The following is a 16,084-nucleotide window of genomic DNA, read 5'->3' as shown; positions in this document are numbered from 1 at the left end:
GTAGAACTACCCACAAGAACCGGGCCCGGTTCTGGGCAGAATGCCGTGGTGAGTGCTACGCAGACCCGGCGGGCGCCGCTGGAGCCACCCAGCGGCGAGATCGTGCTGCAGTCCCCGCCGATGCTGCCCAAGGGCTCCAACCAGGGCGCGGTGCAGCTGCTGTTCTTCCTGCCGATGATGCTCGGCATGGGCGCCATGTCGTTCGTCTACATCGGACGCAGCGGCGGCGTGATGACCTACGTCTTCGGCGCGCTGTTCGCGGTGTCCATGGCCGGCATGGTGATCATGTCGCTGGCCCGGGGCGGGGCGGCGAAGAAGGCGCAGATCAACGAGGAGCGGCGGGACTACCAGCGCTACCTGACGGGCCTGCGCGGCCAGGTGCGGGAAGTGGCGGAGCGACAGCGGATCGCGCTGACCGCCGCCCAGCCGGACCCGGCCGACCTGTGGGCGTTCGTGGAGCGCGGCCGGCTGTGGGAACGGCGGCGGATGGACGCGGCGTTCGGCCGGGTCCGCGTCGGCACCGGTCCGCAGCGGCTCGCCACTCCGCTGCGGGCGCCGCAAACCGTGCCGCTGGAGGACCTCGATCCCGTCTCCTCCACGGCCTTGCGGCATTTCATCCGCGCCTACGCGACTGTCCAGGACCTGCCGGTGGCGATCTCGCTGCGCTCGTTCGCGCGGATCACCGTGACCGGCGACCGGCGGCAGGTGCTGGACCTGGTCCGGGCCGTGCTGGCCCAGCTGGCCGCCTTCCACTCGCCGACCGACCTGCGCATCGCGTTCTGCCTGCCGGCGAACCGGATCCGGGACTGGGAGTGGGCGAAGTGGTTGCCGCACAACCAGGGCTCGACCGGCGATCCGACCGGCCCGACCCGGTTGGTGGCGGACCGCGTCGGCCTGCTGGCCGACCTGCTCGGCGCCGACCTCGGCGAGCGGCCGCCGTTCAGCAAGGCGAATTCCCCTGAGTACCAGCACATTGTCGTGGTTCTGGACGGCGGCCGGACGTCCGATGACAGTCGGCTGACCGCGGTCGGCGGCCGCCATGCCGTCACGGTGATCGATGTGAGCGGCGGCATCCCGGACGAACCCGCCCAGGACACCGACCTGTTCCTGCACGTGGCCGGCGAGCGGCTGGGCATGGTCGTCGGCGAGGACAGCGACCGGCGGATCGCGCTGCTGGGCCGCCCCGACCGCTTCGACCACGCTTCGGCCGAGGCCCTCGCCCGCCAGCTCACCCCGCTCTACCAGGGCAAACCAGTGGTGTCCGAGTCGCCGATGGCGGCGAGCTTCGGGCTGCCGGGGCTGCTCGGCATCGGCGATCCCCGCGACCTCGACACGGCGGTCACGTGGCGCCGCCGCACCGCGCGGGAGCGGCTTCGGCTGCCGATCGGCGTCGACCCCGACGGCCGGCCGGTCGACCTGGACCTGAAGGAGTCGGCCGAGGGCGGCATGGGCCCGCACGGCCTGGTGATCGGCGCGACCGGCTCCGGCAAGAGCGAACTGCTGCGCACACTGGTGATCGGCCTGGCGGCGACGCATTCGTCCGAACAGCTCAACCTGGCGCTGATCGACTTCAAGGGCGGCGCGACTTTCGCCGGCATGACCGGCCTGCCGCACACCTGCGCGGTGATCACCAACCTGGCCGAGGACCTGTCCATGGTCGACCGGATGGGCGACGCGATCAAGGGCGAGCTGGTCCGCCGGCAGGAACTGCTGAAGGCGGCCGGCAACTACGCCTCGGTCCGCGACTACGAGCGGGCCCGCATGGACGGCGCGTCGCTGGATCCGCTGCCGTCGCTGCTGGTGATCATCGACGAGTTCTCCGAGCTGCTGTCCAGCCAGCCGGAGTTCATCGACCTGTTCGTCATGATCGGCCGGCTCGGCCGCAGCCTCGGCATCCACCTTCTCCTTGCCTCGCAACGGCTTGAGGAAGGCCGGCTGCGCGGGCTCGACTCGCACCTGTCGTATCGGGTCGGCCTGCGCACGTTCTCCGCCTCGGAAAGCCGTTCCGTGCTCGGTGTCGCCGACGCGCACCAGCTGCCGCCGGTGCCGGGTTCGGGTTATCTGCGCGTGGACACGGAGACGCTGATCAGGTTCAAGGCGGCGTTCGTGTCCGGCGAGCTGCCGCCGCGCGGAGTCGTCGAGGCCGGGCCGACGCAGGTCCGCACGGTGCTGCCGTTCACGCTGGCGCCGACGCCCATTCCCGAGGTCGTGGAGGCCCCGGCGACGCCGGAGCTGCCCGGCACCGGCGAGACGATCATGGGCACGATCGTGGAACGGTTGCAGGGCAAGGGACCCGACGCACACCAGATCTGGCTGCCGCCGCTGGGCGAGCCGCCGACGCTGGACCAGCTGATGCCGCCGCTGGGCGTGGATCCGGAGCGCGGGCTGTGCCCGGTCGGCTGGGGCGGCAACGGCCGGCTGATCGTGCCGATCGCCATCGTGGACAAGCCGTTCGAGCAGCGGCGGGACCTGCTGTGGGCGGACCTGTCCGGGGCGGCCGGCAACGCGATGGTGGTCGGCGCGCCGCAGAGCGGCAAGAGCACGTTGCTGCGCACCCTGATCGGTGTGCTGGCGCTGACCCACACGCCGGCCGAAGCCCAGTTCTTCGTGCTGGACATGGGCGGCGGCGCGCTGCGGCCGATCTCCGGCCTGCCGCACACCAGCGGTTACGCCACCAGGCGCGAGCCGGAGCGCCTCCGCCGCGTCGTCGCCGAGGTGACGACGCTGCTGGCCGAGCGGGAACTGTTCTTCGCCGCCAACGGAATCGACTCGATCAACACGTTCCGGCAGCGCCGGTCCGAGTTCACCGAGAGCACCGACGGCCGCGAGTTCGGGGACGTCTTCCTCGTCGTCGACGGCTGGGCGACGCTGCGCGAGGAACAGGAACAGCTGGAGCAGGAGGTGATCGGGCTCGCGGCTCGTGGCCTGGGCTTCGGCATCCACGTGATCGTCTCCGCCAACTGGTGGATGGGCGTGCGGCCGCAACTGCGCGACGCCGCCGGAACGAGGTTCGAACTCCGGCTCGGTGACCCGGCCGACTCCTCGATCGACCGCCGCGCCGCGCAGAACGTGCCGGCCGGGGCGCCGGGACGCGGCCTCACCAAGGACAAGCTGCACTTCCTCACCGCACTGCCCAGAGTGGACGGTGACCAGCGGCCGGGATCGCTGGCCGCCGGCACGACCGCGTTCGTCGAGGCCGTCACCAAGGCGTGGAGCCGGCCGCCCGCGCCGCCGGTCCGGTTGCTGCCCCGGGAGGTTCCGCTCACGGAGATCTCCGGCGGCGACGGCAAGGCCGTGCCGCTGGGCCTGGCCGAGGCCGACCTCAAGCCCGTTCACCTGGATTTCGCCGCGGAGCCGCACTTCCTGGCCTTCGGCGATGTCGAGTCCGGCAAGACGACCCTGTTGCGGACCATCGCCAAGGGCATCACCGAGCGGTACACGCCGAACGAGGCCGCGATCATCGTCGTGGACTACCGGCGCGGCCTACTGGACGCCGTCACCGGCCCGCACCTGCTCGGCTATGCCGGCGCGGAGAACGCCGTCACCGGCCTGGTGTCCGAGGCCGCTGCCGCCATGCGGACCCGGCTGCCCGGGCCCGAGGTGACCGTGGAGCAGCTGCGGGAACGCAGCTGGTGGACCGGGCCCGAGCTGTTCGTGCTCGTCGACGACTACGAGCTGGTGGCCAATCCGGGCCGGAATCCGCTGTCCCCCCTGATGGATTTCCTGCCCCAGGCCCGGGACGTCGGCCTGCACCTGATCATCGCCCGGGCCAGCGGCGGCGCCTCCCGTGCGCTGTTCGAGCCGCTCGTGCAACGGGTGCGGGAACTCGGCTCCCCCGGCCTCGTGCTGTCCGGCTCGAAGGAGGAGGGCATCCTGCTGGGCGACGCCAAGCCCACCGCCCAGCCGCCCGGCCGTGGTCAGCTGGTCCGCCGTCGTGCCCGAACCTCCCTTGTACAGGTCGGTTTGTCCAACTAGCTGCGGCCAGCTGAGGAGTCGCGAGGCATCGGCTTAAAGGGGGGCCGAGCCCCGCGCGGCACGCGGCGCGAAAGTCCTGTGGGTAATAGTGCCGTCACCGCACATGGCAGTTGTGCCGTTTGCTCAAAGCCTCGCTGTTCCTAGCGTTACCGGTGACGAGAAGGCAGTCGAGCGAGAGGAGGTGGCCCGTGAGCAGCCCCGGCTTCAAGGCCGACGCAGCGGCGATGACGCGAGCGGTCCAGGGTTTCGAGGAGTGCGCGGCGAACGCCAAGAAGACCATGTCGGACTTGGAGAACGACCTGGTCTCGGCGCTGAGCCACTACCAGGGCAGCCAGGCCACCGCGTTCTGGCAGCTGCACACCCAGCTGCAGGACAAGATGCGGGTTGCGAGCACCGAGCTCGACACCATGTCGAACCTGGTGAACCAGAGCTTCCACAACTACGGCAGCGGTGACAGCACGGTCGCCCAGAGCCTGACCAGCCTGTCCAACAACGTCGACGCCGGCGGCGCGGTCTTCGGCCGCCTCACCGGCGGAACGCTGGCCTGACCAGAGGGAGCACACGATGACCGCCGACCAGATCAGCGTCGACTTCGCGGCGCTCCAGGTCAGCTCGCAGACCCTGGCCGCCAAGGCGAAGGCCCTGCAGGAGTACCTGGACCAGCTGCACACCGCGCTGCAGCCGATCAAGGCCACCTGGTACGCCTCCGGCAGCTCCGCGGGCCAGGCGGCGGAGCAGGCCGAGACGCGGCTGCGCAACGCCACCAACGACATCACCAACATCATCGGCCAGTTCGGCGGCAAGGTGATGGAGGCGCACGACCTCCAGTTGGCGTTGGAGAACAAGAACACGCAGTACTTCGCGTGACCTCCGGCGGCGGCGGTCCGGCCCGGCGCCGGACCGCCGCCGTCGGCGCGCGTGTCGAACACGGACTAACTGGGGAGCTGACCAGGGATGTGGGACCAGTCGTTCTCCGTCCACCTGGAGTCGCTGACCGACTTCGCCCGCGAGCTGCAGACGCAGCTGGACGGCATGGGCAACCCGATGGACCAGCTCACGCAGCTGGCGTCGGCGCCGGTGCTGCTCGGCGACTTCGGCGAGGCGTTCACGTTGGCGCAGCGCACGAAGGCGGCGGTCGCGGAGATGCACGGCCTGCTCGACCAGGTGCGGCAGGCGATCGAGTTCGCCGAGAACGTGACGAAGACCGTCGCCACCGGCTACGAGCGGCTGGACGACGATCTGGCCAGCGGCATGCAGGTGACGACCGGTTACGCGGACAGCCAGGGTGACTCCACATGGACATGACCCCACACACGAACTTCGCGCAGTACAGCCACGAACAGCTCTACACGATGCTGTTCGCCAGCGACCCGGACACCGTCGGCGACGCCGCGGACATCTGGGACTCGACCGGCAAGGGCCTGCACGACAAGGCCAACGACCTGCAGTCGCAGCTGACCGGCTTCAAGGACAAGTGGCAGGGCGGCGCGGCGCAGCAGTACCAGTCGATGATCAGCGATCTCGCCGAGGGCATCCGCAAGGTCGCCGACACCGCGTTCGCGATGCGGGACCTGACGCACGACGCGGGCGAGGCGCTGACCACCGCGCGGGCCAAGATGCCCAAGCCGGTGAACGTGCCGCAGGTGTCGCCGTCGGTGATGTCCCTTGCCACCACGCAGATCCAGGTGCAGGCGGACACGCCGCCGCAGGTCGTGGCGCAGATGCAGCAACAGCAGGCCGCCGCGATCGCGCAGGTGCGTGACCAGCAGCAGGCGGTGGCGGCGTCGAATGCGGCGCACGCCGAGGCCGTGATGGTGATGCAGGCGCTGGCCGGCGACTACACGACGGCGCAGCAGTCGATTCCGCCGTCGCCCAACGCCGAGCAGGTGCCGTCGGGGACCGCGCCGACGACCACGCAGTCCGGCACCGGCGCCGTGAGTGCGCCGATCGTGTCGACCACGTGGGTGAACACGGCCACCGGCACCACGACGACCCTGCCGGCCGGCGGCGTGCCGACCACTGGCCAGACGCAGACCGGTTCTCCGCTGTTCGGCGGCATGTTCACCGCCGGGCTCGCGGCCGCGTCGGCGGCGGCGTTCGGCCGGTTCGGCTCGATCATGCCCAAGGTTCCCGGCTTCGCCAAGCCCAAGAGCGACGAGAAGCCGACCACCCCGACCGGCGCGAAGCTCGGTGACGGCGCGAGCAGCGGCTCGTTCAAGCTTCCCGGCGGCATGGGCGGCGGCGGTGGCGGCGGAATCGGCGGCGGTGTGCCGGGTTCCGTGCCGACCGCGGACGCCAGCATGCTGTCCGGTGGTTCCGGCCCGGCCGCGGACATCGCCGGCGGAGCGCTGGGCGCGGCCGTCGCGGATGCGGCCGGCAGCAAGGCGATGGGGCCGATGATGCCCATGATGCCGATGAACGGGGCCGGTTCCGGAGACATGGGTGGCGGGCGGCGGATCCCGCCCTGGCTGGTCGAGACCGAGGACGTGTGGGGCGAGTCGTCGGCGGTCGCGCCGTCCGTGATCGGCGAGGACTTCTGACGTGCCCACCATCAGCGCCCGGGAGATCGCCCAGTACGCCTACAACGCCGGCTTCCGTGGCGACTCGCTGACCACCGCCGTCGCCGTGGCACTGGCCGAATCCCACGGCGACACCGGCATCCACGGCGACATCAACCTGCAGACCGGGACCTGGGGCCCGTCCGTCGGGCTGTGGCAGATCCGGTCCCTCAACCCCGGCCACGGCACCGCCTCCGAGCAGGCCCTGCGCAACGCCCAGGCCAACGCCGACCCCGCGACCAACGCCCGCCACGCGTACACGATTTCCCGCCACGGCACCAACTTCCGGCCTTGGTCGACGTACACCAACGGCGCGTATCGCGGCTACCTGAACCAGGCGAGGACCGCGAGCCGCCAGGTCACGGGTGGCGCGGCGGTCGGCGGCGCCACCCCCACCTCGTTCCGGGCCGCGCCGCGCGCCCTGGACCAGGTGGCCGCCGAGCTCGCCGCGCAGGCCCAGCGGCTCCGGTCCGTCCAGGGCGAGGTCGGGTCCCCCGGCCCGGCCGCGTCCGCCTTCGGCGGCCTGCCGCAGTCGCAGCAGGCCGCCGAGGTGCACGCCAAGCTGCTGGAGTCGCTGGCCTCCCGGATCACCGCCGAGCAGAACCGGGCTTCGGCGCTGTCCGCCGGCGTCCGGTCCAGCTCCGCCAACTATCAGCAGGGTGACGAGCAGACCGCCCGCTCGTACCTGTCACTGATGCCCTGATCCCCCGCGAGTCACGCTCTCAGGCACACCGAATGTAGGTTTCGGGCACACCGCTTCCGCCCCCCGATCATTGCCTACGTCCGCACGACGGGCCGGCCGTAGCCCCGGCGCCCGGTCTGGTCGATGCCGTGCGCGGCGAAGCTGTACAGGTGGATCTCGGTGCCGTCGGGGTCGTGGAACACCAGGAGCCAGCCGACGGTCGCGTCGATGACCGACGAGTGCGGCACGCCGAGGTCGTCCAGGTGGGCCGCCCATTCGTCGGCCGCCGCCTTGTCCTCGATGCCGAAGCTGACCGGGTCGAAGCCCTTGATGCCGGCGGCCGCCGCCGGGTGCTCGCGCAGGCCGAGGCCGAGCTCGCCGAGGCCCTTCGCGGTGCCGGCGATGCCCCGGACGACGCCGTCGGAGTCGGGGAACTCCAGGGTCACCTCGAACCCGAACACCTTCTCGTACCAGGCGCGGCTGACCGCCAGGTCGCTGACCGGGAACTTGACGTGGTGGATGCCCGTGAGCTGCGGCATTGGCACCTCCAATTTCAATGCAGTGGCACTGCATTCACAGCTGGTAGCATGCGCTCGATGAGCGACGACGTCAAGCGCCCCTACCGGTCCCGCCGCCGCGCGGAGTCGGCGGAACAGACCCGGGACCTGATCCGGGCGGCCGCCGCGCGCCTGTTCGTGACGCAGGGCGTGAGCGCGACGACCATGCGGCAGGTCGCCGCCGAGGCCGGCGTCGCCGAGCGCACCGTCTACACCGCCTTCCCGACCAAGGCCGTGCTGTTCAACGAGGTCGTCAACATCGCCACCGCCGGCGACGACCTGCCGATCGCCGTCGCCAACCGCCCCGGGTTCGCCGACTGTCTCGCCGCGACCGATCCGCGCCGCGCCGCCGAGTTGGCCGTCGACTTCGGCACGGCCGTGTTGGAGCGCGCCGGCGACCTGATCATGGCCGCCATCGAGTCCTCCGGCGCCGACGCCGACATGCGCGAGTTCTGCGACCGCGGCGCGGCCAACCACCAGGCGAACATGCTCGCCCTGGCCCAGGCGTGGGAGCGCAACGGCCTGCTACGTGATCACCTCGACGCCACCGCCGCCGGCGCGCTGCTGCACACCCTCGGCTCCCCGCACGTGCATCATCTGCTGCGGCGGCAACAGGACTGGCCAGCCGAGCGCTACCGCGACTGGTTCATCGACACGCTACTGGCCACCGTGCTCAAGGGCTGACCTTCCAGCCTCGCTCCCGCCCGCGCCGGATCGTCACCGTGACCAGCCCGGCCAGTGCCGCCAACCCCACGCCACCCAACGCCAAGCCACCGACCAGCGCGTTCATCGGCGGCTGGGCCGGGGCGGCGGCGGGCACGAGAGTGGGCGGCGGGGCGGCGGTCGGCGAGGTGCCGGGTCCGGGTGCGGTGAGCGGCAGTTGCGAGGTCACGGCGGTGTAGGCGTCGACGATTCCCCAGCCCAGCCGGGGATCCCGGCCGCCGCCGGCCGCACGGGAGGCGGTGAGCGTCAGCCGGTTGACGATCTGCGCCGGCGTCGCCCTCGGCTGATACGCCCGCAACAGCGCCACAGTCGCGGCGACGTAGGCGGCGGCCGCGGCGGGATCCTTGATGGGCCAGGAATGGCCGTAGCCGCCGGCCGAGGTGCCGACGAGATCCGCCCCGGGCGCGGCGATGTCGATGTAGTCGCCGGATTCCGTCTGCACGGCCACGCCGTTCTTGTCCGCCGCGCCGACCCCGAGCACCCCCGGCAGAGCGGTCGGATAACTGGTGACGCCTTGTTGTGTGCCGACGGCCGGCGACACGATCACCGCGCCGGCCGCAATCGCCGAACCAACGGCGTCGTCCAGCGCCGGACTGTCCACAGTGGTCGGCACGTCGATCAGGATCGTGCCGGCGCCGGCGTGCACGGCCTGGGTGATCGCGGTGGCGAGGCGCCCGGGATCACCGGGATTGGTGTCGCCGGCGCCGGCGGTGTACCGGATCGGCAGCAGCTTCACACCCGGTGCCATGCCCACGAAGGTCGTCTGGTCGTCAGGTTGCGCGCCGATGATGCCGGCGGCGAACGTGCCGCGGCCGTCGCAGTCGGCGACACCACCGGGACGGGCCACCAGGTCACTCGACGACAACACCTGATCGCGGCCGAACTGCGGGTTGCTGCCGTCGACCCCGGCTCCGACGATCGCCACCGTCTGCCCGGTTCCCTTGGTGAGCAACCAGATCCGCGACGGATCCACCAGCTTCTGGGCCCACGACGGCGGATCCTGGTACACCTGCGCCGACTTCGCGCAGCCGGCGGCATGTCCACTCGGCCCGTCCACGAGCATCGCCAGCACGATCGCCACGAACAGCGCGGCGGCAGCCCTCACCGGGGCACCCACAGCGTCACCCGGGTTCCCCGGCCCGGCTGGGAATCCACGTGCGAGCGGCCGCCGACCTCGGCCAACCGGGCCGTGATCGATTCGCTGATGCCGAAGCCGGCCGGGCGGTCGGCGTCGCTGAAACCGCTGCCGTGATCACGGGCGATCACGGCGATGCCGCCGTCCCGCTCCTCGATCCGCAGCACGGCCTCGTTCGTGCCGGAATGCTTCATCGTGTTACGCAGAGCTTCCCGCGCCGCCTCGCGAACGGCCCGCCGCCGCGCCTCCGGCATCGTGCTGTCGTCGATCTCCGCGAACACCAACTGGGCCCGCAGCCCCTCGCGGGCCATTTCCGTCGCCAGCAGGGTGAGATCCTCACCGATGGTCGTCGGCTGCGGCAGATCCGGCTCGCCCGCGAGCCCCCGGCGGAGTTCCATCGCCTGCGCACGGGCGATGCCGCGAAGCTCCGCGAGTCGCTCGGCCGCGTGCTTCTCGTCGCCGGGCGCCGGCAAAGCCATGGCCTCCAACGCTTGCAGCACCGTGTCGTGCAACTCGCGCCGCACCTTCGCCGCCTCGGCCTCGCGCCCGCGCCGAATGCCCAACCCCAGCGCCAACCGTGTGCCCAGGCCGACCAGCAGCAGCGCGCCGGTCGACGTCACGATCGTCACGCCCAGCAGCAACGTGTTGCTGGCCAACGTGATCACGTTCACGGACATCGCCGCCTGCAGCGGCACGCTCAGCGCCGCGAGCAGCAGCCCGAACGGGATTCCCCACGCGACCGTCCACAACGCGACCGAGCCGACCAGATGCGTCCAGGTCAGCACCGACGCACCCGGGTCTACGTAGGACACAAGGAGATTCGCCCCGAAGGCGATGCACGCGTCGGTGATCAGCAGGCCACGCATCGACTCGTTCAACACGCCCGGCACCCGCAGCGCCCACACGATCGTCGCCGCGTTCAACACGAACAGCAGCATTCCCACCGCGAGGCCGACTCCGGCATGACCGGCCGCGATCACTGGCAGCAGCATCGCCGGCAGCACCACGAACCGGTACACCATCGGCACCAGCACCACGTACCGGCAGGCGCGGACCATCAGCGAGTCCGGCTCCGGCTGGCTCTCCGCCGAGCACATCGCCGAGATCCGCTGCCAGCCCGGCACTGGGGTCGGGTCCACCACCAGGTCCGGCACGTCCCTCGGCGTGGCCGCGATCACCGGCGCGCCCCGGCGCAGCAGCTGCCCGAGGAAACTCGGCACCCGCGCCGGGTATCCGGCCAACGACATCAGGACCCCTCCGATGCGCCTCGGCTACCCCAGCACCGTACCGAGGCCGGGGCGGGCCTTCGAGAGGCTCAAGGGAAGTCACCATGGTGCGCGAAGGCAACCCCCTTGAGCCGATCAGCCCAGGATCTTCAGGCCACGTTCGGGTACCCGCACGACGCCGGCCAGTTCCCGGATGTCGATGTCCTCGTGCGCACGGAGTTCGTCGAGCCGATCCCGCCACGGCAGTGCCCATTGCGTCCGCGGGCCGGCGATCGCCACCAGTCGCACCGCGAGCTTCGCGCACACATAACCGCCGATTGCGGTCAGCTCGTCGAGAACGGCCACCGCGGCGTGATCGTCCCACTCCGTCGACGACAGGAAGGATAGCTCGGGCAGCCGGTCCGGACGGTCGCCGACAACCGCGACCAGTTCCCGCCACCAGGTCACGTCGAGGGTGCGGATCGCGTGGCAGAACAACACATCCGCCGCTGCCCTGGGCATCCCGACCTGAAGGAACACGTTCACCCGTCGCCGGATCATGCGCTCCGAGCGGGCGTCGATCCGCCGGCAGTCGCCGAGCCACTGGCGAACGTCGACACCAATCGCAACGATCCGGTCCAGCAGGGACAGTGCGGCCCGATCGCCGACCTCCGTGTTCACGGCGGCCGATATCGCCGTCGTGATGGCAGCGGAGACGTCGGGGTCGTAGCGACCGCCGGCTCGCTCCACGACGCGATCGAAGCCCTCCGGTGCGAGCCGCCACAGTGTTCCGTAAGCACGAATCACGTCCGGACGCCCGCGTCGAATCGCTTCGACAACCAGCCGCGCCCTCAGCAGGAGTTGGTCGCGAGTCAGAGTGGCCGGCCGCCCCTGGAGAACTGCCTGTCGGATCGTGGGCTCGACATCGGCCATGGCCTCGGCTACCGCCAGGGATGCTCGCGGGTCCTCGCCGAGGAACGTGAGCAGCGAGGCGGCGGCGACGGCCTTGACGTCACGATGACCGTTGCGCCACATGTCCAGCAGCGCATCCACCGCGTCCGGCGGCCTGGTCTCGGCCAGCAGCCGCGCCTGTTCCTTCGCTCCGCCAACGGATGCCGCCGCCCACCGGCCGTCCACCAGATCCACGAGCACGCGACTCGCCGCCCCCGCGATCGCGCCCGGCCGCGTCTCGACCCAGCGCACCAGCACCGATTGCGTGCTCACGCCACGGATCGCCGTCACCGCAAGCGATTGCGGCGCACTGTCGACGAGGTTCGCCAACACCTTCTGATCGCGGATCACGGTCGCCGCCGCAGCGCGCACGGTCATCTCGACGGTGTCGTCCGTCGCGAGCCTGACGGCCTGTTGCTCATATCGCGCCCGTTGCCGGGGGTTCCAGCGACCAGTCCGGCGCGTCGGCCCCGGCCAGCCGGCGTCCAACACGACGTCGACGAGATCGGTCCGGCTGGCCGCGATGTGTTCCCACACCTCGGGCCTGAGGCCGTCACGGGGATCCCGGCGCACCAACTGGACGGCCCGTTCCGCTGTCATGGCCCCGATCCGGTTCGAGAACCGCCGCAGTGCCCGCCGCGTACGCCGCGAATTGTCGAGATGTGACGAGATGGTGGCCACCATCCGCTGCAACAACGCCGTCGGCACCGCGTCGAGCAACCGTCTCGGCGCGGATGCCACTTGTTCGAGGACCGCTGTCCGCACATGGTGCCTGTCGCGCCACGCTCGGTCCGTGCACGCCACCGCGCTCGCGAACAGCGCACGGTCACCGCTCCGCTCCGCGCAGGCGAGGAAGTCGCGCCAAGCCAACGCCCTCCGGTGGAGCGTACGATTCGCCGTGACGCGCAGCAGCTGCTCGGACACTTCCTCGAACGGCAGCGCCGCAAGCAAATGCCGGTGGCCATCCACGTGCGGCCTACGTTCCTCGACCGGCAGCGTGGCGACCTCGTCGGCGGAGCTGTGCGCGCCGACAAGATCCCGTCTCCGCTCCAACGGCAGGGCGGCCAGCACCCGGGCCCGCTCGGCCGGGTCGAGGTATGTCAAGAGGTCCTTCACGTCCGATACGGACGGCAGTGCGGCCAGCGCCAACCTCGCCGACCGGCACAGCTGCGGATGCCGGGCCACGAACTCGCCCACTGCCTCGGGTTCTCGCTCCACCAACGTTTCCAGCAGCAGGACATGTCCTCGCGGATTCAGCTCATCGGAGATCAACGCCAGCACGGCCTTCGGCGCGGTCCGGACCAGCTGGCGTTGCACCGACAGGTCCGCGCCCGTTCTCGGCAGCCATTCCTCGACCACCGCCGGCGAGCACGCCGACAGCAGGCGCGACGCCTCCACCCGTCCTCGACGCTCGAACACCTTGGGCAGCAACGCATCCGCAAGCCCTCGCCGCCGGGATCGCTTCACCAGGCCGTACACCAGCAGCCGATCCCGCCTCGGCGCCGTCTCGACGAGCTCGACCAGCGCCTCGTCCGGCACCGGCAGCCGCATCGCCGCCGACAACGCGCGCCGCCGCAACATCGGATCGCGCAGCGCCCGGACCACTTCGGGAATGTCCCGCCGAACCGTCGCGTAGTGCAACGCCAGGTGGCGGTGATAGGAATCGCCGGAGTCCAGTTCGGAGTGCACCGAACGGTACTCGGCCTCGGACAACAACAGTGCGTGCTCCGCGAGGGCGCGCATCCGCGCCGCGAAGGGGAGCCGGTCGACAGGCGCGCTCACCGGACGGAGGTGGCGTCGTCCTTCCTGGAGATCATGTTTGCATGATGACACCGGGACGCGGGGCACGGCAAGGCGCACCTCCCGCCGGGCAGCCGCTCAGCCCAGCGGCTCGGCGAAGGTCATCCGCTGCCGCAACGTCTGCTCGGCGATCTTCATCGCCAGGTCCACCCGCTCCCGCAAGCTCCCCGTGAGCAGCGCCCACGCGTGCCCGGATTCCTGCAGCGCGGTGGTGAACCAGGCGGTCATCTCGGCCCGGACGGCAAGGTCGCCTTCACGCAAACCGTCATCCAGCCACGGCACGCCGACGTGATCGGTGAGCAGGTAGAAGTCGCCGACCCCGACCCGCGGCCGCCACGAACCGACGTACCGGCGCTCCCACACGGCGGTCGCGAACGCGTCGGTGTCGCAGACCAGCAGCGGCGATCCGGCCGCGGCGGCCTCGTCCTCGCGGCGGCGTTGCTCGGCGGCGATCTTGTCGAAGTCCGCCGGCATCCAAACCAAACCGTCCAGTTCACCACCTTCGGCCCGCCACTTCACGTACGTGTAGTCGCGGCCGTACTCCTCGACCCAGCCGGTCCGCTCCCACACGCCACCGCGGGCCCGAAACGCCTCGGCGACCAGCCGGGACACCGTCGTCGTGCCCGTGGACTCCGCCCCGACGAACACCAACCGGGTCGCCAGGCCGGCCCGGACCACCGGGTCGAGGAAGTCCCACTGGCCGGCGAGGTCCGCCCGGATCGCCGTCGCCGACACGGGGACGTTCAGCCGCGCCGGATCCACGAGCACATGCTCCGCGTCGAACCGCCGAGCCAGCTCGTCGCCGTACTTCTCCGAGGTGAACACCGCATCCACAGCCGTTCCGCCGAGCGCCGCGCGCATCACCGCCACCTGCGCCGCCCAGATCGGCTCGTCGGCCATGTCCACCGGGACGTCGCAGCGGGTGCCGACGACCTGTACTCCCGGGTGCACTTCGCGCAGCCACTCGACGCGGTCGGCCAGCGGGATCGACTCCACGCTCGCCGCCTCCACCAGCACCGTCAGCCGCCGGCACTGCGCGGCCGCGGTCCGCACGAGGTGATGGTGCCCAGCGTGCGGTGGGTAGAACTTGCCCAGCACCAGGCCGTGTTCGTACGTCACGCCGGCACCAGCGTCCGCCGCCACTGGCGCAGCCCCAGCACGCACAGGCCCAGGAACAGCACGTACACGATCGCCGTCAGATCGAGGCGCTTCACCAGGTAGAACGGCACATAGATGACATCGGCGGCGATCCAGAAGAACCAGCTCTCGATCTTCTTCGCGTTCAGCAGGAACTGCGCCGCCAGCGAGATCGCCGTGGTCAGCGCGTCCCAGAACGGCGCCGCGTCGTCCACCGCCGTCAGCAGGACCGTGAGACCGGCCGTGCCGAGCACCACGAACGCGAGGCAGCCCGCAAGCATCAACGGACTTGCGTGCCCCGGCTCCAGCGCCGTCCGCTGCGGGCCGCCGCGCACCCACTGCCACCAGCCGACGAAGCCCAGCACGATGTAGATCACCTGCAGCCCGGCGTCGGCGTAGAACTGCGCCGACACGAAGAGCACCAGGAAGAACGCGCTGTTGGCGATGCCGACCGGGAAGTTCGCCACGTGGGCCAGCACCGTCAGCACCACGCAGGCGCCGCCGGTGACGAAGCCGAGCAGCTCGGCCACCGACACCTGGTCGTCGCCGAGCACGAACAGCACCTGGTTGAGCCAGTCGATCATCCGTTCCCTCCCCCGCGAGCCGGCTCACGCTACCTTTCGGCGGTGGCTTTGTTCACCACTGCGTGCCCGGTGAACGCGCGGGAACAGAAGTGGATCGAGGAATCCCAGGCCTGGTTCCGGGCCACCTTCGGCGAACCGCGCCCCGTCGTGCTGCCCGGCTCCTTCACGCACCAGGACCTCGTCACGCAGGTGTGCCGACACATGGACGTGGATCCGGGCCAGCTCACCGTCGAGCTCTTCGGCGACTCCGCCGAGGAGGACCTTGCCCGCGCCGCCGGCCTCACCCGGCGGTCCACGGGCGCCGCCGGCCACTACCGCCGGGAGGGCGGCCGCCCGGTCATCGCCGTCGACCAGACCCTCGCGCCGACCCGACTCATCGCCACGATCGCGCACGAGCTCGGGCACGTCCGCCTCGACGGCGTCCACGACGGCGCCGACCACGAACCGCTCACCGACCTGCTGACCGTCCACTTCGGCCTCGGCATCTTCACCGCCAACGCCTGCTTCGACCTCACCCGGGACAACCGCCGGCGCATCGTCCGTCGCCTCGGCTACCTGACCGAGCCGATGTACGGCTACGCGCTCGCCCGCCACGCCTGGCTCCGCGGCGAGCGACGCCCGACCTGGGCTCGGTATCTGGATGTGAACCCGCGCGTCTACCTGCGGCGAGGCCTCCGCTACCTGACCACCGTCGGACAATCCGGCGAACCGTAGGACACGGGCGCGAACTGCCGGACACGGCCGACCAGACCGAGCAGCCGTCGATGCGGGGCGGTG

At 71.0% G+C, this 16,084-nt stretch carries 14 protein-coding genes; 8 read left to right on the top strand and 6 right to left on the bottom strand.

The window, feature by feature from the left end; translation table 11 throughout:
- Nucleotides 1-48: 48 nt before the first annotated feature.
- The 6 genes from eccCa to BJ998_RS29645 all read left to right on the top strand — a co-directional run bounded on the left by eccCa (nt 49) and on the right by BJ998_RS29645 (nt 7,236).
- Nucleotides 49-3,975 carry a type VII secretion protein EccCa gene (eccCa, locus tag BJ998_RS29670; RefSeq protein ID WP_312890391.1) on the top strand — a complete coding sequence of 1,309 codons (3,927 nt, stop codon included), beginning with the start codon at nt 49-51 and terminating at the stop codon, nt 3,973-3,975.
- 188 nt (nt 3,976-4,163) lie between these two features.
- Complete coding sequence (locus tag BJ998_RS29665; RefSeq protein ID WP_312890390.1) at nt 4,164-4,523, top strand: WXG100 family type VII secretion target; 360 nt, start codon at nt 4,164-4,166, stop codon at nt 4,521-4,523.
- A gap of 16 nt (nt 4,524-4,539) precedes the next feature.
- On the top strand, nt 4,540-4,842 hold the full coding sequence (locus tag BJ998_RS29660) for a hypothetical protein (RefSeq protein ID WP_184866640.1): 303 nt from the start codon (nt 4,540-4,542) through the stop codon (nt 4,840-4,842).
- An 87-nt stretch (nt 4,843-4,929) separates the two neighbouring features.
- Complete coding sequence (locus BJ998_RS29655) at nt 4,930-5,280, top strand: DUF2563 family protein (protein WP_052395864.1); 351 nt, start codon at nt 4,930-4,932, stop codon at nt 5,278-5,280.
- Complete coding sequence (locus BJ998_RS29650) at nt 5,271-6,515, top strand: WXG100 family type VII secretion target (protein ID WP_184866639.1); 1,245 nt, start codon at nt 5,271-5,273, stop codon at nt 6,513-6,515. Before BJ998_RS29655 ends, BJ998_RS29650 begins: the two co-directional genes overlap by 10 nt.
- A gap of 1 nt (nt 6,516) precedes the next feature.
- Nucleotides 6,517-7,236 carry a transglycosylase SLT domain-containing protein gene (locus BJ998_RS29645; RefSeq protein WP_184866638.1) on the top strand — a complete coding sequence of 240 codons (720 nt, stop codon included), beginning with the start codon at nt 6,517-6,519 and terminating at the stop codon, nt 7,234-7,236.
- Nucleotides 7,237-7,310: 74 nt separating this feature from the next.
- Here the strand turns inward: BJ998_RS29645 and BJ998_RS29640 are convergent, their stop codons facing one another.
- Entirely contained in the window at nt 7,311-7,754 is a 444-nt protein-coding gene (locus tag BJ998_RS29640) for a VOC family protein (protein ID WP_184866637.1), read from the bottom strand.
- A gap of 57 nt (nt 7,755-7,811) precedes the next feature.
- On the opposite strand from BJ998_RS29640, the gene BJ998_RS29635 reads away from it, so the two are divergent.
- Nucleotides 7,812-8,456 carry a TetR/AcrR family transcriptional regulator gene (locus tag BJ998_RS29635; protein ID WP_184866636.1) on the top strand — a complete coding sequence of 215 codons (645 nt, stop codon included), beginning with the start codon at nt 7,812-7,814 and terminating at the stop codon, nt 8,454-8,456.
- Here BJ998_RS29635 and BJ998_RS29630 read toward each other — a convergent pair.
- The 5 genes from BJ998_RS29630 to pnuC all read right to left on the bottom strand — a co-directional run bounded on the left by BJ998_RS29630 (nt 8,446) and on the right by pnuC (nt 15,307).
- Nucleotides 8,446-9,600 (bottom strand): S8 family serine peptidase, encoded by a 1,155-nt coding sequence (locus BJ998_RS29630; protein ID WP_184866635.1) that lies wholly within the window; start codon nt 9,598-9,600, stop codon nt 8,446-8,448. The two genes, BJ998_RS29635 and BJ998_RS29630, sit on opposite strands and share 11 nt — an antisense overlap.
- On the bottom strand, nt 9,597-10,877 hold the full coding sequence (locus BJ998_RS29625; protein ID WP_184866634.1) for a sensor histidine kinase: 1,281 nt from the start codon (nt 10,875-10,877) through the stop codon (nt 9,597-9,599). The genes BJ998_RS29630 and BJ998_RS29625 overlap by 4 nt, the downstream gene beginning before the upstream one ends.
- Nucleotides 10,878-10,991: 114 nt before the next feature.
- Complete coding sequence (locus tag BJ998_RS29620; RefSeq protein WP_184866633.1) at nt 10,992-13,568, bottom strand: hypothetical protein; 2,577 nt, start codon at nt 13,566-13,568, stop codon at nt 10,992-10,994.
- 96 nt (nt 13,569-13,664) lie between these two features.
- Entirely contained in the window at nt 13,665-14,705 is a 1,041-nt protein-coding gene (locus BJ998_RS29615; RefSeq protein ID WP_184866632.1) for an AAA family ATPase, read from the bottom strand.
- Nucleotides 14,702-15,307 (bottom strand): nicotinamide riboside transporter PnuC, encoded by a 606-nt coding sequence (gene pnuC / locus BJ998_RS29610; protein WP_184866631.1) that lies wholly within the window; start codon nt 15,305-15,307, stop codon nt 14,702-14,704. Before pnuC ends, BJ998_RS29615 begins: the two co-directional genes overlap by 4 nt.
- A gap of 42 nt (nt 15,308-15,349) precedes the next feature.
- Here pnuC and BJ998_RS29605 point away from each other — a divergent pair, with 42 nt between their 5' ends.
- Entirely contained in the window at nt 15,350-16,021 is a 672-nt protein-coding gene (locus BJ998_RS29605; RefSeq protein WP_184866630.1) for an ImmA/IrrE family metallo-endopeptidase, read from the top strand.
- The last annotated feature ends 63 nt before the right edge of the window (nt 16,022-16,084 follow it).

It is taken from the genome of Kutzneria kofuensis, assembly GCF_014203355.1.
Classification (GTDB): domain Bacteria; phylum Actinomycetota; class Actinomycetes; order Mycobacteriales; family Pseudonocardiaceae; genus Kutzneria; species Kutzneria kofuensis.
Note: the sequence above shows the minus strand (reverse complement) of the source record. Positions and strands in the feature narration are given on the sequence as shown.